Annotated in this window: 15 protein-coding genes and 1 riboswitch; of the genes, 2 read left to right on the plus strand and 13 right to left on the minus strand. The window is 71.2% G+C overall.

The genetic code is table 11. The features are described 5' to 3' along the window. Positions 1-395: 395 nt before the first annotated feature. The 10 genes from ACIOC0_RS13305 to ACIOC0_RS13350 all read right to left on the minus strand — a co-directional run bounded on the left by ACIOC0_RS13305 (position 396) and on the right by ACIOC0_RS13350 (position 11,101). On the minus strand, positions 396-1,337 hold the full coding sequence (locus ACIOC0_RS13305; RefSeq protein ID WP_402155142.1) for an exopolyphosphatase: 942 nt from the start codon (positions 1,335-1,337) through the stop codon (positions 396-398). Next, on the minus strand, positions 1,334-1,879 hold the full coding sequence (locus ACIOC0_RS13310; protein WP_402155143.1) for a DUF501 domain-containing protein: 546 nt from the start codon (positions 1,877-1,879) through the stop codon (positions 1,334-1,336). Before ACIOC0_RS13310 ends, ACIOC0_RS13305 begins: the two co-directional genes overlap by 4 nt. 21 nt (positions 1,880-1,900) lie before the next feature. Beyond that, a complete protein-coding gene (locus ACIOC0_RS13315; protein ID WP_130442447.1) occupies positions 1,901-2,377 on the minus strand; it encodes a septum formation initiator family protein in 477 nt (158 codons plus the stop codon). Positions 2,378-2,516: 139 nt separating this feature from the next. Next, positions 2,517-3,803, minus strand: a complete 1,287-nt coding sequence (eno, locus tag ACIOC0_RS13320; protein ID WP_402155144.1) for a phosphopyruvate hydratase — start codon at positions 3,801-3,803, stop codon at positions 2,517-2,519. A 303-nt stretch (positions 3,804-4,106) separates the two neighbouring features. Then, positions 4,107-4,817, minus strand: a complete 711-nt coding sequence (locus ACIOC0_RS13325; RefSeq protein ID WP_402155145.1) for a transglycosylase family protein — start codon at positions 4,815-4,817, stop codon at positions 4,107-4,109. A gap of 3 nt (positions 4,818-4,820) precedes the next feature. Continuing rightward, a riboswitch (cyclic di-AMP (ydaO/yuaA leader) is annotated at positions 4,821-4,989 on the minus strand. Between the two features lie 229 nt (positions 4,990-5,218). Further along, positions 5,219-6,280 carry a transglycosylase family protein gene (locus tag ACIOC0_RS13330; RefSeq protein ID WP_402155146.1) on the minus strand — a complete coding sequence of 354 codons (1,062 nt, stop codon included), beginning with the start codon at positions 6,278-6,280 and terminating at the stop codon, positions 5,219-5,221. Positions 6,281-6,491: 211 nt separating this feature from the next. Further along, positions 6,492-7,772: a cytochrome P450 gene (locus ACIOC0_RS13335; protein ID WP_402155147.1), complete on the minus strand. Its 1,281-nt coding sequence runs from the start codon at positions 7,770-7,772 to the stop codon at positions 6,492-6,494. Positions 7,773-8,341: 569 nt separating this feature from the next. Beyond that, entirely contained in the window at positions 8,342-9,346 is a 1,005-nt protein-coding gene (locus tag ACIOC0_RS13340) for a nucleoside triphosphate pyrophosphohydrolase (protein ID WP_402155148.1), read from the minus strand. A gap of 127 nt (positions 9,347-9,473) precedes the next feature. Continuing rightward, entirely contained in the window at positions 9,474-10,124 is a 651-nt protein-coding gene (locus ACIOC0_RS13345) for a SurA N-terminal domain-containing protein (RefSeq protein ID WP_402155150.1), read from the minus strand. 146 nt (positions 10,125-10,270) lie between these two features. Next, complete coding sequence (locus ACIOC0_RS13350) at positions 10,271-11,101, minus strand: glycoside hydrolase domain-containing protein (protein ID WP_402155152.1); 831 nt, start codon at positions 11,099-11,101, stop codon at positions 10,271-10,273. Positions 11,102-11,211: 110 nt separating this feature from the next. Between ACIOC0_RS13350 and ACIOC0_RS13355 the strand changes: the two genes are divergently transcribed. Beyond that, entirely contained in the window at positions 11,212-11,589 is a 378-nt protein-coding gene (locus ACIOC0_RS13355; protein ID WP_402155153.1) for a hypothetical protein, read from the plus strand. 14 nt (positions 11,590-11,603) lie between these two features. On the opposite strand, the gene ACIOC0_RS13360 is transcribed toward ACIOC0_RS13355, so the two are convergent. Together ACIOC0_RS13360 and ACIOC0_RS13365 are read right to left on the minus strand one after the other, a co-directional pair. Beyond that, a complete protein-coding gene (locus ACIOC0_RS13360; protein ID WP_402155154.1) occupies positions 11,604-12,347 on the minus strand; it encodes a GNAT family N-acetyltransferase in 744 nt (247 codons plus the stop codon). A gap of 89 nt (positions 12,348-12,436) precedes the next feature. Then, a complete protein-coding gene (locus tag ACIOC0_RS13365) occupies positions 12,437-13,222 on the minus strand; it encodes an HNH endonuclease family protein (protein ID WP_402155156.1) in 786 nt (261 codons plus the stop codon). Between the two features lie 231 nt (positions 13,223-13,453). On the opposite strand from ACIOC0_RS13365, the gene ACIOC0_RS13370 reads away from it, so the two are divergent. Further along, entirely contained in the window at positions 13,454-13,639 is a 186-nt protein-coding gene (locus ACIOC0_RS13370; RefSeq protein WP_402155157.1) for an antitoxin, read from the plus strand. A gap of 58 nt (positions 13,640-13,697) precedes the next feature. Here ACIOC0_RS13370 and mfd read toward each other — a convergent pair whose 3' ends face one another. After that, positions 13,698-17,282 (minus strand): transcription-repair coupling factor, encoded by a 3,585-nt coding sequence (gene mfd / locus ACIOC0_RS13375; RefSeq protein ID WP_402155158.1) that lies wholly within the window; start codon positions 17,280-17,282, stop codon positions 13,698-13,700. Positions 17,283-17,302 lie beyond the last annotated feature (20 nt).

Below are 17,302 nucleotides of genomic sequence, written 5' to 3' on the forward strand. Positions count from 1 at the left end.
CGCGGCCCACGTGATCCAGATCATGACGGCGAAGGGGAACCAGCAGGCACCCCGCACCGTTGTCAATGCCGCGTGAGCTGCCTCTCCGGTGATGAACGGCCTGCGTGAGCCCTCCGGAACACCTCTCCTCCAGCCCTTCGCAAAACGTCCCCCCGCGCGCCTTTTGAACATGTTCACAGGTCCGTTGGGCCCCCGGAAGGGCCAACCGGGGTCGATCCGCGCTCCCACCGGACCCATTTCCTTGTGAAGAACTTCACGAAGTTTTTCGGGGCGGCTTCCCGGGGTGCGGAAAAGGGGCCCCGAAGAGCCCCCCTGACCCGCTCAAACGTTGTCCGCACTGCTCAGCAGAGTGCCACGACGCGACGCCGAGACCCCCTCGCGAGCACCGGTTCAGCTCAGGCCTTCGACCACGCGATGCCGTCGAGGATGTCGTGCTCGCTCACCACGACCTCCTCCGCTCCGATCCGGTCCATGATCGAGATCAGTACCAGGGCGCCAGCGGCGATGACGTCCACCCGGCCCGGGTGCATCGACGGGACGGCCGCGCGCTCGGCGTGGGTGGAGCGCAGCAGCCACTCGGCGATCTCGCGGACCCGCTCACGCGGGACACGGGAGTGGTGGATGGCCGCCGAGTCGTACTCCGGCAGCTCCTGCGCGATCGCCGACACCGTGGTCACCGAGCCCGCCAGACCCACCAGCGTGCGCGCCTCGCGCAGCGGAACCGTCTCCTCGGCGAGGTCGAGCGCGGCCTCGATGTCGGCGCGTATCGCCGCGATCTGCTCCGCAGTGGGCGGGTCGCTGACCGCGCCGTCCACCACGAGGTGCCGCTCGGTCATCCGCACACAGCCGACGTCCACGGAACGCGCCGCCCGCACCCGGTCGTCGCCGACCACGAACTCCGTCGAGCCGCCGCCGATGTCCACCACCAGGTACGGCCTGGCCAGGTCGTCAAGGCCCGTCAGTTCCCGCGTGGCCCCGGTGAAGGAGAACTCCGCCTCCTGGTCGCCGGAGATGACCTCCGGCTCCACGCCGAGGATGTCCAGCACCCCGCGCACGAACTCGTCCCGGTTCTCGGCGTCACGGGAGGCGGAGGTGGCGACGAAGCGCAGCCGCTCGGCGCCGTGCTCCTTTATCACCGCCGCGTACTCCCGGCACGCGGCGAAGGTCCGCTCCAGCGCCTCGGGCGCCAGCCGGCCGGTGCGGTCGACGCCCTGCCCGAGGCGGACGATCGTCATACGCCGGTCCAGCTCGACGAGTTCACCGGTCGCGGGGTCCACGTCGGCGACGAGCAGCCGGATCGAGTTCGTACCGCAGTCGACGGCGGCGACGCGGGTCACTGGGTCTCTCCCTCGCCGGACGGCGGCTCCGGCAGCGTCACGCAGGCGCCCTTGGCCCACCACTGGGGCAGCATCGCCAGCGCCTCGTCCCCGAGCGGGTTCACGCCGGGGCCCGCGGCCAGCGAGTGCGCCACGAGGACGTGCAGGCACTTCACCCGGTCCGGCATGCCGCCCGCGCTCGGGAAGCCCTTCAGCTCCTCGATCTCGTCGCGCCGCCGGACGTAGTCCTCGTGCGCGGCCCGGTAGGCGGCGGCGAGCTCCGGGTCCGTCCCCAGCCGCTCCGTCATCTCCTTCATCACGCCGTTCGCCTCCAGCGTGCCGATCGCGGAGTTCGCCTTGGGGCACGTCAGGTAGTACAGCGTCGGGAAGGGCGTGCCGTCGGGCAGACGGGGGGCCGTCTCGACGACGTCCGGCTGCCCGCAGGGGCAGCGGTGGGCGATGGCGCGCAGACCGCGCGGCGGGCGTCCGAGCTGCTGCCGGAAGGCCTCGACGTCCGCGTCGGTGGGCTCGGTGCGCTCGGTGGTCGGCGGGGGCGTTTCCATGACTGTCTTTCTATCGGTCATTCACTGGTCGGCGGCGTCGGACTTGTCGACCCCGTCCCAGACGTTCGAGTACCAGGGGCGGTCGGCGGCGCCGAGGTCGGTACGGGACTTCCTGGCGGCGCCCGGGTCGATGACGACGAAGCCCGTCTCCCCCGGCATCACGTAGTGCAGCCGCTCCCGGATCCGCTGCTCGGCATAGGCGTCGTCCTGCCACCGCGCCTTGAGGTCGCGCAGTTCCTCCACCCGCTGCCGGGCCTGCTCCCGCTCGCGCTGGAGGTCGGCGATCTCGGCGCGCTGGGAGACGTACTGGCGCATCGGGTAGGCGAGGGCCACCACGAGCGAGCACAGGACGAGCGCGAGCAGGGCGGCGCGGCCGGTGAGGCGGGAGCGGCGGGCCTGCCGTTTGGTCTGCGAGCGGTAGACGCGGGCCGCCGTCTGCTCGCCGAGCAGCCTGATCCTGGTCGTGGTGGAGAACCGGTCCCGGTCCCTCACGGACATGTCCCCGCCTCCCGTCTCGTCCCGCGTCGCACGCGTTCCGTCCCGCGTCACACACGCGTACGTCCCCGCACACGGTACGGGACCGGGTACGGGGACGTACGTACGACGCTGCCTGAGGGCGTCAGGCCGTGGCCGCGTCTCAGTTCGTGAAGCGGAACCGGGGGAAGGCGCTGCGGCCGGCGTACACCGCGGCGTCGTCGAGAATCTCCTCGATGCGCAGCAGCTGGTTGTACTTGGCGACGCGGTCCGAGCGGGCCGGGGCGCCGGTCTTGATCTGACCGCAGTTCACGGCGACGGCGAGGTCGGCGATGGTGACGTCCTCGGTCTCGCCGGAGCGGTGGGACATCATGCACTTGAAGCCGTTGCGCTGGGCGAGCTCGACGGCGTCGAGAGTCTCGGTCAGCGAGCCGATCTGGTTCACCTTGACCAGCAGTGCGTTGGCGGCGCCCTCCTCGATGCCGCGGGCGAGGCGCTCGGGGTTGGTGACGAACAGGTCGTCGCCGACGAGCTGGACCTTGTCGCCGAGGCGCTCGGTGATGGTCTTCCAGCCGTCCCAGTCGTCCTCGAACAGCGGGTCCTCGATGGAGACCAGCGGGTACGCCTCGACGAGCTCGGCGTAGTAGTCGGTCATCTCGGCGGCGGAGCGCTCCTTGCCCTCGAAGACGTAGACGCCGTCCTTGTAGAACTCGGAGGCGGCGACGTCGAGCGCCAGGGCGATCTGCTCGCCGGGGGTGTAGCCGGCCTCCTTGACGGCCTCGAGGATCAGGTCGAGGGCGGCACGGTTGGAGTCCAGGTTCGGGGCGAAGCCGCCCTCGTCGCCGAGACCGGTGCTCAGGCCCTTGCGCTTCAGCACCTTCTTGAGGGTGTGGTAGACCTCGGCCCCCCAGCGCAGGGCCTCGGAGAAGGACTCCGCGCCGATCGGGGCGATCATGAACTCCTGGATGTCCACGTTGGTGTCGGCGTGCGAGCCGCCGTTCAGGATGTTCATCATCGGCACCGGCAGCAGGTGCGCGTTGGGGCCGCCCAGGTAGCGGAACAGCGGCAGGTCGCTGGCCTCGGAGGCGGCGTGGGCGACGGCGAGGGAGACGCCGAGGATGGCGTTGGCGCCGAGGGAGCCCTTGTTGTCGGTGGCGTCCAGGTCGAACATGGCCTGGTCGATCAGGCGCTGCTCGGTGGCGTCGTAGCCGACGAGCTCGGGGCCGATCTGCTCGATGACAGCGAGGACGGCCTTCTCGACACCCTTGCCGAGGTAGCGGTCGGGGTCACCGTCGCGGAGTTCGACGGCCTCGAAGGCGCCGGTGGAAGCGCCGGAGGGGACGGCGGCACGACCCGTGCTGCCGTCGTCGAGGCCGACCTCGACCTCGACCGTGGGGTTGCCTCGGGAGTCCAGGATTTCCCGGGCTACGACGACGTCGATGGACGGCACGAGCATCTCCTTCATGGGATGTGACGCTGGTTCGACTAGAGCCTAACCGCCCCGGGGCCGTCGGCAGCCGACCGACCGTCCCGTGGACAGACAGACGGTACACATTGTTCCCGGTCGGAACAAAGAGGGGTGGCGAGGAGAGCGGGCGAACGCCCGGCCGCGGAAGAACGAACCCCGCCCCGGTGCGTACGGGGGAGAACGCACCGGGGCGGGGAGCCCGTGGGGACGGGGGCGGCCCTCACGAGGCCCCGAGCGTGCGGGCCTCGCTCGTGAGGACGCTGTGGCTTCGGCCGGAGCCGGGCGTCACTTCAGGTGAAGCTGCTGACCCGGGTAGATGAGGTTGGCGTCCTCGACGATGTCCTTGTTCAGCTCGAAGAGCTTGGCCCAGCCGCCGGCGACCTTCTGCTCGGTGGCGATGGAGCTCAGGGTGTCGCCCTCGACGACCTTGTACTCGCCGTCGCCCTTCTTGACCTTCTCGCCGGTCGGCGTGGTGACCGTCTTCTGGCTCTTGACGGCCGGACGCTCGGTCGAGCGGGAGGCGCTCTGCTTCTCGGTGGACCGGCTGCCCGAGTCCGAGGAGCCGGAACCGCTGCCGGAGGAGCCGGAACCGGAGCCGCTGTCGGAGGAGCCGCCGGTGTACGCGGCGCCGGACAGGCCCTTGCCGCAGACCGGCCAGGCGCCCTTGCCCTGGCTCGACAGGACCTTCTCGGCGACCTGGATCTGCTGCGACTTGCTCGCCTTGTCGGCGGTGGAGGCGTACTGCGTGCCGCCGTACGCGGACCAGGTGGAGGCGGAGAACTGCAGCCCGCCGTAGTACCCGTTGCCGGTGTTGATGGACCAGTTGCCGCCCGACTCGCACTGGGCGACGGCGTCCCACTCGGAGGAGGTGGCGGCGGAGGCGTTGCCCGCGGCCATCAGCGGGGCGGCGATGGCGACGCCGGTGACACCGGCCAGCGCGGCGGCACGGGTGGCCTTGGCCGGACGACGGTGCTTGCCCTTGGCGGAAAACAGCATGGTGGATCCCCTCACCGACGCCTACGAGGTGAGCTGTCGGGTTCGGGCCGGTTGGGTTGCCCGGCCACTCCTCCGTCGGAGGCGTGGCTTCACCCCTAGCCGGATCCAGCTGAACCGCTGGGCCCGGCGCTTACCTTGGGTCCCCCGCTCCTGCCCGCGGCGCATGACGCGACGACTGTTCCCGGGCGGCCGTCGGCAGGATTCGGCGTAGCGGCAGCCGGGGCTCGGGTTGCCGAGCGGTCACGACCGTAGGCACGGAACCGACGGAATATCAAAGACGGGAGGGGCCCATGAGACTCATCCCACACTTTCACCGAACCGGACATTCAGGAACGAAATGGGACGTGAACTCCCCCCGTTTCGGGGGCTTTTCAGCCCTCTTGATCCTTTCCCTCGCCCGGTCAGCCGACCACGGTGACCAGGGTCTGACCCGGTGCGATGTCGGCCGGGTCGGCACCGATGGCGTCCCGGTTGGCGTCGTAGAGGGCACGCCATCCGCCGTCGACACCCAGGGAGTCGGCGATGGAGGCGAGAGAGTCGCCGTCGCGGACGGTGTAGGTGTCCGCGACGCCGAGGGCGTTGGCGGCGTGGCGGCCGGAGGAGGGGGCGGCGTTGCCGGCGCTCTCGTCCGCGGTGGGGCCGCGGTGGCGTCCGGAGCCGAGGGCGTCGGCGTCGAGCGTCTCCGCGCCGACGGAGCCCGCGGTGAGGGAGCCGGTGTCGACGAGGCTCCACGAACCGGCGTCCTGACCGGACTTGTCCGACTCGTCCAGTTTCGGGGACTCGGTGGGCGAGCTGTCGCCTGCCTGCGCCTCATCGGAGCCTGCCGCGCCGTCCGACTTCGCCGAGCCGTCACCCGCAGGGGATGACGATTCGGATGAACCGGATGAAGGGGAGGAAGGAGACGAAGGTGACGCGGAGGGCGAAGACTGCGAATCGCCCGCATCCTTCTCCGATCCGACGGAGCCGCCGCCGGACTCCTGGGAGGAGCCCGAGGAACCGGCGCCTCTGGAGAGGTCGGCCAGGCCGGAGGTGATCGAGGAGTCGGACGAGTCGTCCGCGAGGCCGGTGTCCACGTCACCCGTGGCCGCGTCGGCGGTGAGCCCGGAGGTCAGGCCGCAGGTGCCCCACGCGCCCACGCCCTCGCCGGCGAGGACCTTCTGGGCGACGGCGATCTGCTGGTTGCGACTGGCAAGGTCGGGACGCGAGGCGTAGTCGCTCCCGCCGTACTTGTCCCAGTCCTCCTGACTGAGCGACAGACCGCCGTACTCGCCGCCGCCCTGGTTCGCGCTCCAGGAGCCGCCGCTCTCGCACTCCGCCACCCGGTCCCACACGGTGCCGTCGGCCGCGCTCGCCGCCGAGGCGCCGAGCAGGGGGATGGCGATGGCGGAGCCGGTCACACCGGCCGCGACGATGAGGGCCGGGGCCTGGCGGGGGCGACGGTGACGACCGTTCCCGGTGAGCATGCGAACGCCTTTCTCGAGACAGCAGTGCCCTCGCGACGAGCGGAAGAGGGTCGCCGCGTTGACGAGTGAACGTATCGGCAGACGATCGCTTGTCACAAGTTAATGCCGCGTAGATCACGTGAAGATCACAGAGTTGAGAATCGGTCACCTTCGTTTCGCAATCCGGTCACACGGCATCAGGTTTGGGAGCCGGCGCGAGGTGTTGACCGGGTCACCGTTCGACCGGGGTGAACTCCACGGGGAGGGTGCGCAGTCCGCGCATGATGAGGCCGCCGCGCCACCTCAACTCCTCGGCTTCCACGGCGAGTCGGAGGTCGGGCAGACGGGTGAGGAGGGTCGCCAGCGCGGTCTGGCCCTCCAGCCTGGCGAGGGGCGCGCCGAGGCAGTAGTGGATGCCGTGGCCGTAGCCGAGGTGCTGGTTGTCACGGCGGCTCAGGTCGAGGGTGTCGGGTTCGGTGAAGCGTTCCGGATCGCGGTCGGCCGCGGCAAGAACGACGAGGACGGGATCGCCGGCGGCGATGTCCTGGCCGCCGATGCTGAGCGGGCGGGTGGCGAACCGCCAGGTGGCGAGCTCCACCGGGCCGTCGTAGCGCAGGAGTTCCTCCACGCCGGTCTCCAGCAGGGCGCGGTCGCCCGCGGCGAGGGAGTCCTGCAGGCGATGGCGCTGACCGGGGTGGGTGAGCAGGGCGTAGGTGCCGTTCCCGATCAGGTTCACGGTGGTCTCGAACCCGGCGAACAGGAGGATGAACGCCATGGCGGCGGCCTCGTTCTCGGTGAGGTGCTCGCCGTGGTCGGAGGCGCGGATGAGACCGGAGATGAGGTCCTCGCCGGGAACGGGTGCCGGTGTGAGGGCCTCGCGTTTGCGGTGGATGAGCTCGGCGAGATAGCCGCGCATCTTCTTCACCGACCGTGCGACTCCGCCGCGCGGGCCCCCGCCGTGCCGGATCATCATCCCCGCCCAGTCCCGGAAGTCGTCCTGGTCCTCGCGGGGGACGCCCAGCAGGTCGCAGATGGCGTAGATGGGGAGCGGGAAGGCGAAGTCGTGGATGAGGTCGGCGCTTCCCCGCGCCGCGAACCGGTCGATGAGGTCGTCGGTGAGCTCCTGCACGCGGGGCGCGAACTCGGCGACCCGGCGGGGGGTGAACGCCTTGCTGACGAGACGCCGCAGACGGGTGTGGTCCGGCGGGTCGATGTTCAGCAGGTGCGTCATCAACTCGGCCTTGCGCTCACCGGGGATGCCGGTCTTGCCCTTGGCGTGGGCGGGCTCTCCCGACGTGCGTGTCATGTGATGGTCCGGATTCTTCGACAGCCGGCTGTCCGCCAACGCCTGGCGTGCGAGGTCGTAGCGCGTCACAAGCCATGCGTCCACGCCGCTGGGGAGCCTCGTCCATCGCACAGGCTCTGTTTCCCGCATCTGTGCATACGTGAGGTACGGGTTCGATGCGAACTCCCATGAGAAGAGTTCAGGGACGCGAGGCTCGTCGTGGCGCATGCCTCGACCCTACGCACCGACCTACGCAGCACCTCGGTGATGGTCTTGCTGCAATGGCGGCGGTCCAGCGACGCTGGGCCGATGCCAGGGCAGCGCATCCGGCTCCGCCAGGGCTCCGCGTGGGGGCCACCCGCCCGGCTTCGACAAGCGGGCACACGGGCCGAACCGTCGTCGAGCGTTGCTTCAACCGGCTCGAACAGTTCCGCGCTGTCGCCACCCGATTCGACAAGCTCGCCACCCGCCACCGGGCGGGACTGCACCTCACCTTCGGAGGCCTTCGCCATGATCAAGCCCAGCGAGCGTTGACAACGCTTGTGATCAATACACCAGCCGGTAGCACCGTTCCTAGGCGGGTAGGGTCGCTGGCGAACTGGGCCCAGTCAACGGCCCCCGCCCCACCACCGCGCCAGCGGGGCGGGGCTGGACGCGAACGCGGCATCCCCGCCAGTGGTGCCCGTTGCGCAAGCCCGGTGCTATAGCGCCCGGTAGCCCGCCGCTCCGCGACCGTGCACCCAGGAGCGATACCGCGGCGCTTCGCGCCGCAACCACAAGATCCCGCCCCCCTGCGGTCAGTCCCGCAAGCCCTCTGTCGTGCGGATGGCCTCCCGGTACGTGCGGGCGGCCGCTCGTAGGGATGCTTCCGGGTCGGCGCCCTCTGCCTCGGCCCGGGCGGCCAGGGCCAGGAGTTCGTAGCCGATGCCCCCCGTGGCGGGCAGGGGGACGTCCAGGCCGGCCGAGCGCACCCTGGACGCCAGTTTGGCCGCGAGGGCCAGGGCCGGCTGGTGGAGGGGAACGCCGTCCGTCACCGACTCGCGCCGCTTCTCGACGGCCTTCGTGCGCATCCAGTGCGCCTTGACCTCCTCCGGGGTCGCCGCCGTGGCGTCGCCGAAGACATGGGGGTGGCGGTGGATGAGCTTGGCGACGATCGTGGCCGCCACGTCGTCCACGGAGAAGGGCTCCTCCTCGTCCTCCTCGGCTATCCGCGCGTGGAAGACGACCTGGAGGAGGACGTCGCCCAGTTCCTCGCGCAGCTCGTCCCGGTCGCCGTCCTCGATGGCCTCGACGAGTTCGTACGCCTCCTCGATGCCGTACTTGGCCAGGCCCTTGTGCGTCTGGCGGGAGGACCACGGGCACTCGGCGCGGATGCGGTCCATGACCTGGACGAGGTCCAGGAGGCGCGCGCCGGGCAGGTCGTAGGAGGCGGGCAGCAGCTCCAGCTCCGGCATCGCGAGGCGGCCGGAGCCCGCCAGCCGGGCCAGTCCGTCGGTGAGCGCGGGCTCGCCCTCGCCGGTGGCGACGACCACGACCGTGTGCCCGCCGGCGCAGGCGGCGACGAGCTCCTCCGCGGTGGGGGACGCCTCCTCGACCACCACGCCCGCCTCACGCAGGTACGGCAGCTGGGGGTGGGCGCCGTCCACGCACAGCACGCGGTCGGCCGTGCGCAGGGCCTCCCAGGCCGGCCAGGACAGCAGGCCGGGGGCCACGCGGTGGCTGGTGGTGAGCAGGACGACCCGGCCCGGGGACGAGTCGGGACCGCCCTGGGAGGCCGCTGCGGAGCTGCTGATCGCGTTCACACCCCCGAACGTAACCCACGCCGTCGACATCTCCCCGAGTCGTCCACAGGCGGCCGTACGACGATCCGACAAACCGCCCGCTGAGCGACGGGCGCGCTCATGCCCTCGGCCCTGCCCCGTCCGGGGGTCAGGTCGTCTGCCGTGCCCCGGCCGCCGTGACGTCCCGCACCCACGGCGTCTTGGCGTCGACGCGGCTCACCTTCTGCACGTCCCAGTCGCCGTACCGCGGGTTGAGGTCGACGCCGAGGTCCTGGGAGGCCTTCGACAGCGTCTTCCAGAAGGCGGGCTGACTGGTGTCCGCGCCGAGCCGGGCGGCGAGCTTCTGCGCCTCCAGCTGCAGCCGCAGGTTGTCGTCGAGGCGCTGCGGGGGGATGCCGTACTGCTGGAGCCACGTCGTCTCCAGCCCCTTCGCGCCGCCGGCCTGCTGCTCAAGACCGGCCCGCATCGCCTGGACCTCCTTGCGGGAGACGGTGACGCCCGCGTCCGCGGCGGCGCGGTGCAGCACCTGGTCGAGGATCATGCCGTGCAGGGTGTCCCGGGCCAGGGTGCCGGTCCGGGCGACGACCTGGGCGTACCGGGCGTCGTCGGGGACGGCGGCGCGCTGGGCGGCGCGGACCTCGTCGACCCGTTCCTCCAGCTGGGAGACGGTGATCCGCTGCCCGCCGACGACGGCCGCCGCACCAGGGTGCGCCTCGTTGCCGCAGGCGGTGAGGAGGGGGCCCGCCGCGACGATCGCGGCGGACAGCAGGAGCGCGGTGCGACGACGGCGGCTGTGCAAGGGAGCCTCCCGAGGAGATTGTGCGACGGTGCACAAAGTCTTGCGGTGATCGATGGTAGGCAGTGGCGGGCCTGTGGCCAACCCATTCGACCAACGATTCACCGGGACTTACGGCACCGCCGCGCGGCACGGTCCCTCAGGGGTGCTCAGCCGACGATCGCCACCGGGGCGTCCCAGGAGTTGCGGTCCACGGTGATCGTGTAACCGGCGCGGGTCTCCTTGCTGTTGACCATGTACTGGTGGGCGCGGCTGTGGTTGGTGAACTGGGTGGCGGCCCAGGGCCAGTCGGCGGTGGTCGTCTCCTTGTTGTCCCACAGCGCGTACCAGAGGTTGCCCGGCAGGTCCGTCTTGTCGGCGGCCGTGGCGACCGCCTTGGCGCTGGAGCTGGTGAAGCCGTAGTAGCCGGCGCGGTAGGTCTTCGCGCGCAGCGTCTTGCTGAAGGAGCGGACGTACGTCAGCACGGCGTCGTTGCACGCCTTGTTGGTGATGTCGTACGGCTCCATGTCGAGGTAGATCGCGCTGCCCGCCTTCATGCCGAGCGCGCCGGCCTTGGCCACGGCGTCCGTGGCGTCCTGGGCGCCGAGGGAGGCGGCGGTGGCGGCGGTGAGCTTCTCGGGGCTGGAGCCGGTCTGGCAGTACGGCTGGGCGCCGACGTAGATCGGGATGAGCTTCCAGCCGGCGGCGTTGACCGACTTCACCCAGGACGCGGTGAGGTTGGGCTGGGCGCAGCCGCGGTTCTTGCCGCCGACGTAGACGGCGGCGGCGCCGTAGTAGTTCGTGGTCTTCCAGGCCTTCATCGCGGCGAGGGAGGGGGCCGTGCAGGTGTCGAAGGCGCGGCCGGTGTAGGTCTTCTGGGCGGGCCAGACGGTGGCCGCCATGGAGGTCTGGGCGGCGATGCCCGCCCCGGCGACGACGGCGGCGCCGGCGACTCCCCACGTGATGTATCTGCGCTTCCTGGACTGCCGGTGCTCTGCCATCCCCACCCCAAAGTCGATCTGCTTCTGTCTCAGGTCACAGTAGAGAACAGGAGACCCGATCATGCCCCGGGTGTGCTCTAACCTTGCCCTCTGGCTACCTGGGGGGCGATGTGAGCACGGCGACGACGAGACCGGAGAAGCGGCTGGAGGGCGGCTGGTTCCAGCGGCTGGCCTGGAGTGCCCTGGTGTGGCTCTCGATGGGCCTGCTGGCGTGGGTGCCGTTCCTGTACGTGGCGATCCGCCGGGGCCGCCCCTCGGACTGGGGCGCCCTCGCCGCCTTCGTGCTGTACGAGGCGGTGACGATTCCGTGGCTCTCGAGCACGAACGACCGGCCCACCGGTGATCCGTTCCTGGGGATCGCGCTCTTCGTGACCTGGGTGACGGCCACGTGCATGCTGCTGTTCGCGGTGTTCGACCCGAAGGCGCCGGCCCATGCCGCCGCCGGCCCCGGCTACCCGTACCAGCCGGGCACTCCGTACGGACGGTAGTGCCCGGCGGGCGCTCACAGCGGGTGCCGCATCCACACGTTGGGCTCGACGTACACCGCGTGGTCGCGTGCCGGCTCGCAGCGTACGGGCACCAGCGCGCCGGGCACCTCGACGTCTCCCTCGGCGTCGAAGGGCAGGCCGGTCCAGCGGCGCCACTCCGCCAGCGAGGCGGCCACCGTCATCGACGCCGGCGCGATCCGCTCGATGCGCGCGCCGGCCCGGGCGTGCACGCGCAGCCACGGGTCGTACGGCAGTCCGTCCTCCCGCACACGGTGCGCGTACTCCTCGATGGGGGTGTGCGGTTCGCGGTGCTTGGCGTTGGGGCGGACCGGGGCGACCACCTCGGTGAAGCCCTTGGCGCGGGCGCTCTCCCGCATCGCCTTGAGCATGATCCGGGAGAGGCCCTTTCCCTGGGCGTGCGGGGCGATCACGATGGAGATCGCGCTGACCGTGTCCGGCGTCACCCCGCGCCGCCGGTCGGAGAAGGCCCACAGCAGCACCTGGTCCCAGCCCCGGGCGGGCAGCTCGCCGCGTCCCTCGGCGCCGAGGGCGAACGGCACGCTGAAGGCGTGCGCGACGACCTCGCCCCGCTCGTCCTGCGCGAACAGCACGTACTCCGGGAACGCCTCGGGGATCCGCCCGTAGTGGGCGTTGCCGACGAGGTCCTGGGTGGTGAACTCCGGCCAGGTGTCGGGCATGTCGAACACCGAGTCCAGCATCTCGGGGTGCTCGGCGATAGAGGAGATCTTCAGTTCCACGGCGCAACCGTAGGGGCGGCCCCGCCTCCGGGAAAGGGGATTTCCGCCAGGTCGGGAACGCCGCCCGGTTCCGCCGGTTCACCCTCGGCTCAGGCTCCGCACTGGGCGAGCATCGCGCTCTTGTCCGCAGTGGTCACCGGCAGTCGGTACTTCAGCGCCACCTGCGCGAACCGCACCGCGTACGCGCAGCGGATCGCCTTGCTCGGCGGCAGCCAGGTGGCCGGCCCCGCGTCCCGCTTGGCGGAGTTCGTGGGGCCGGACACCGGCAGCAGGTTGAGCACGTCGTTGGCCAGCCGCTGCCGCTTCTTCTCGTCCCAGCGGGCGGCGCCCATCTGCCAGGCGTAGGACAGCGGCACGACATGGTCGATCTGCACCTCGGCGGCCTTCGCCTTCTTCCAGGCGATGTCCTTGCCGGTGTACGGGTCGTACAGGTTCATCGAGACGACGACGCAGTCGGAGCCCTTGCGGAACGCGACGTCCTGACCGTCGCGCTTGAGCAGGTCGTTCCGCGTGTCACACCCGTTCCTCGCCAGCGGCACACCGTCGGCCGTGTCCATCCAGGCGTGGCCGAACTCGTCCCGGTCGTAGCCGGTCTTCGGGCCGCGTCCCTTGGTGGGCACCTTGGCTATCAGGGCGCGCGCCGTCGCCTTGTCCCGGGCGGAGGTGAGCGCCCCCAGACCCGGTTTCGTGCCGTCGGGGTCGGTGAGAGGGCTGGTCCCGTGGGCCGCGGAGCCACCGCCCACGCCGCCGGCGGTGTCCGACGCGGTCGCGCCCGGCGCACCGCTGCTGTCAGCGAGTTGCGAGCAGCCCGTCAGCAGTGCCGCGAGCGCCAGCGCCGCCCCGCCCGCCGCCCGTCCGCGGACGCCTCCGGTCACAGCCTGATTCGCCGTCCCGCCCCTCAGACGCCTCACGCGCGCCCCTCCCCATCGCACTGGCCCGTCACCGCCCCGCACAGGGGCGGATTCCCCCGACGCTCGCGCGTACACCGTAGGCGAGCGCCTGACAGCGCCGCCGGGACAGGTTCAGACCATGCGTCTCACAAGTGGGCATTCCGGGTCGGGGGTGCCTATCGTCGAGGGTGAGTCACCTCCGGAAGGAGTTCCTCCATGGGCATCTTCGACAGGTTCAAGGGCCATGGGCGGGACAAGGCGAAGCAGATGTCCGACACCGCCGAACAGAAGGCCAACGAGAGGACGGGCAGCAAGTACGAGTCGCAGGTCGACTCGGCGCAGCAGCAGGCGCACCGGCGGCTCGGCATGGACGAGGAGCGCCCGCCCGAGCAGCAGCCCTAGCGTCACGCCCCGCACCACGGGCCGGAGAGCCGACGGCTCCCCGGCCCGACGCCGCCGGCTACGACCCGAGGACGGTGGCCAGGAACTCCCCGACCCAGCCCAGCAGTTCGCGTCCGACCAGCGGCTTGCCGCCGACCTTCGCCGTCTTCGGGCGGGGCACGAGGAGCTGGTGGGCGGCCGGCTTGATGACCGAGCCCGGGTACAGCCGCTTGAGTCGCAGCTCCTGCGACTCCCTCAACTCCACCGGCGCGAAGCGGATGTTGGCGCCCTGGAGCACGATCTCGCCGACGCCGCACGCCCGGGCCAGCATCCGCAGCCCCGCCACCAGCAACAGGTTCTCCACCGGCTCCGGCAACTTGCCGTAGCGGTCGACGAGTTCCTCGCGGACAGCCTTGATGTCGTCCTCGGAGTTCGCGGAGGCGATCGCCCGGTACGCCTGCAGGCGCAGCCGCTCGCCGGGCGCGTAGTCGTGCGGGACGTGCGCGTCGACGGGCAGCTCGACCTTGACCTCCAGCGGCGGCTCCTCCTCGATTCCGCCGGTCTCCAGCTGACGCCGGTAGTCGGCGACCGCCTCGCCGACCATGCGGACGTACAGGTCGAAGCCGACGCCCGCGATGTGGCCGGACTGCTCGCCGCCCAGGAGGTTGCCCGCGCCGCGGATCTCGAGGTCCTTCATCGCCACGTACATGCCCGCGCCCATCTCGGTGTGCTGGGCGATGGTGGCGAGCCGTTCGTGGGCGGTCTCCGTCAGCGGCTTCTCCGGCGGATAGAGGAAGTAGGCGTAACCGCGCTCCCGGCCGCGGCCGACCCGGCCGCGCAGCTGGTGCAGCTGGGACAGGCCGAAGGTGTCGCCGCGCTCCACGATCAGCGTGTTGGCGTTGGAGATGTCGATGCCGGACTCGACGATCGTCGTCGAGACGAGCACGTCGAACCGCTTCTCCCAGAAGTCGACGACGACCTGCTCCAGCGCCGCCTCCGACATCTGTCCGTGCGCGGTGGCGATCCGCGCCTCGGGGACGAACTCCCGCAGCCGGGCGGCCGCGCGGTCGATCGACTCGACCCGGTTGTGGATGTAGAAGACCTGGCCCTCGCGCAGCAGTTCACGCCGGATGGCCGCGCCGATCTGCTTCTCCTCGTAGGGGCCGACGAAGGTGAGCACCGGGTGGCGCTCCTCCGGGGGCGTGGTGATCGTCGACATCTCGCGGATGCCGGTGACCGCCATCTCCAGGGTGCGTGGGATGGGCGTGGCGGACATGGTCAGGACGTCGACGTTGGCGCGGAGCTTCTTCAGCTGCTCCTTGTGCTCGACGCCGAAGCGCTGCTCCTCGTCGACGATGACCAGGCCCAGGTCCTTGAACTTCGTCTCGGACGAGAACAGGCGGTGGGTGCCGATGACGACGTCCACAGAGCCCTCGCGCAGGCCCTCGAGGACGGCCTTCGCCTCGGTGTCGGTCTGGAACCGGGACAGCGCCCGCACGTTCACCGGGAACTGGGAGTAGCGCTCGCTGAAGGTGCCGAAGTGCTGCTGGACGAGGAGTGTGGTCGGGACGAGGACGGCGACCTGTTTGCCGTCCTGGACGGCCTTGAACGCGGCGCGGACCGCGATCTCCGTCTTGCCGTAGCCGACGTCGCCGCAGATCAGGCGGTCCATGGGGACCGTCTTCTCCATGTCGTCCTTGACCTCGGCGATGGTGGTGAGCTGGTCGGGCGTCTCCGCGTAGGGGAAGGCGTCCTCCAGTTCGCGCTGCCAGGGGGTGTCCGCGCCGAAGGCGTGGCCGGGGGCGGCCATCCGGGCGCTGTAGAGCTTGATGAGGTCGGCGGCGATCTCCTTGACGGCCTTCTTCGCGCGCGCCTTCGTCTTCGTCCAGTCCGCGCCGCCCAAGCGGTGCAGGGTGGGGGCCTCGCCGCCGACGTACTTGGTGATCTGCTCCAGCTGGTCGGTGGGGATGTACAGGCGGTCGCCGGGCTGGCCGCGCTTGGCGGGGGCGTACTCCACGACGAGGTACTCGCGGGTGGCGCCCTGCACCGTGCGCTGCACCATCTCGATGTAGCGGCCCACGCCGTGCTGCTCGTGGACGATGTAGTCGCCCGTCTCCAGGGTGAGCGGGTCGATGGTCTTCCTGCGGCGGGCGGGCATGCGCGCGCCGTCCTTGCCGGCCGCCTTCTGGCCCGACAGGTCGGTCTCGGTGAGGACGGCGAGCCGCAGTGCCGCGTCGACGAAGCCGTGGTCGAGCGAGCCGCAGGAGACGTGGACGACAGAGGGGGTCAGCTCGGCCAGGTCGCCGTCGAGGCGGGCGGCGACCCCCTCGCCGCCGAGCACCTCCACCGTGCGGGACGCCGTGCCGTGGCCCTCTGTGACGAAGACGACCCGCCAGCCGTCGGCGAGCCAGCCCTTGGTGTCGGCGAGCGCCTTCGCGGTGTCGCCGCGGTAGGTCTCGGGGGCGTGCATGCCGAACTGGAGGGTGTCGTCCTCCAGTTCCAGGTCGGCGGCGAACGGCGACACCGACCACCACATCATGTCCAGCTCGCGCGCGCGGTCGCGGACGTCGGCGATCGACCACAGGGAGGCCGCGCCGACGTCGATCGGCGCCTCGCCTCCCGCCCGTCGCCCACCACCGCCCTTGCCGGAGCGGACGTCGTCCGCGCTCGACATCGCGGTGGCCGCCCAGGACGCCTGGAGGAACTCCTGCGAGGTCGCCACCAGGTCGGCGGCGCGTGTGCGGACCCGCTCCGGGTCGCAGACGACGGCCATCGCGCCCTTGGGCAGGACGTCGAGGAGCAGCTCCATGTCGTCGACGAGGACCGGGGCGAGGGACTCCATGCCCTCGACGGCGATGCCCTCGGCGATCTTGCCGAGCAGTTCGCCGAGTTCGGGGTGCTGTTCGGCGAGGGCACGCGCGCGTGCGCGGACGTCGTCGGTGAGGAGGAGCTCACGGCAGGGCGGGGCCCACAGTCCGTGTTCGGCGACCTCGAGGGAGCGCTGGTCGGCGACCTTGAAGTAGCGGATCTCCTCGACGTCGTCGCCCCAGAACTCGACGCGCAGGGGGTGTTCCTCGGTGGGCGGGAACACGTCGAGGATGCCGCCGCGCACGGCGAACTCGCCGCGCTTCTCGACGAGCTCCACGCGCGTGTACGCGGCTGCGGCGAGGGCTTCGACCGTCTCGTTCAGGTCGGCGGTCCGCCCCGACCTCAGGGCGACCGGTTCCAGGTCGCCGAGGCCCTTGACCTGTGGTTGCAGCACCGAGCGGACGGGGGCGACGACGACGGACACCGGGCCGGTCTCGGGGTCGTCGGGGCTGGGGTGGGCCAGCCGGCGCAGGACGGCGAGGCGGCGGCCGACGGTGTCGCTGCGGGGGCTGAGGCGTTCGTGCGGGAGCGTCTCCCAGGAGGGGTACTCCACGACGCCGTCCGGGGGCAGCAGGGAGCGCAGGGCGGCGGCCAGGTCCTCGGCCTCGCGGCCGGTCGCGGTGACGGCGAGGACCGTGCGGGTCGTCTCGCGCGCGAGGGCGGCGATGGCGAAGGGGCGGGCCGCCGGGGGGCCGACCAGGTCGACGTGCATGCGGTTGCCGTCTGCGGCCGCGGGGATCGCTTCCGCGAGGGCGGGGTCCTTGAGTACGGCGTCGAGCAGACCGTGCAGGCTCATGGAGGGGATTTTCCGTCCGG

Origin of the sequence: Streptomyces sp. NPDC088254, from assembly GCF_044740925.1 — a bacterium.
Taxonomy (GTDB): domain Bacteria; phylum Actinomycetota; class Actinomycetes; order Streptomycetales; family Streptomycetaceae; genus Streptomyces.

What these genes read in the sequence shown, in the direction of transcription:
- ACIOC0_RS13370 (WP_402155157.1), top strand. Translation starts at nt 13,454, where the DNA reads ATGGGCATCTTCGACAGGTTCAAGGGCCATGGGCGGGACAAGGCGAAG.
- ACIOC0_RS13325 (WP_402155145.1), bottom strand. Translation starts at nt 4,817, where the DNA reads ATGCTGTTTTCCGCCAAGGGCAAGCACCGTCGTCCGGCCAAGGCCACC.
- ACIOC0_RS13335 (WP_402155147.1), bottom strand. Translation starts at nt 7,772, where the DNA reads ATGCGCCACGACGAGCCTCGCGTCCCTGAACTCTTCTCATGGGAGTTC.
- ACIOC0_RS13350 (WP_402155152.1), bottom strand. Translation starts at nt 11,101, where the DNA reads ATGGCAGAGCACCGGCAGTCCAGGAAGCGCAGATACATCACGTGGGGA.
- ACIOC0_RS13315 (WP_130442447.1), bottom strand. Translation starts at nt 2,377, where the DNA reads ATGTCCGTGAGGGACCGGGACCGGTTCTCCACCACGACCAGGATCAGG.
- mfd (WP_402155158.1), bottom strand. Translation starts at nt 17,282, where the DNA reads ATGAGCCTGCACGGTCTGCTCGACGCCGTACTCAAGGACCCCGCCCTC.
- ACIOC0_RS13330 (WP_402155146.1), bottom strand. Translation starts at nt 6,280, where the DNA reads ATGCTCACCGGGAACGGTCGTCACCGTCGCCCCCGCCAGGCCCCGGCC.
- ACIOC0_RS13310 (WP_402155143.1), bottom strand. Translation starts at nt 1,879, where the DNA reads ATGGAAACGCCCCCGCCGACCACCGAGCGCACCGAGCCCACCGACGCG.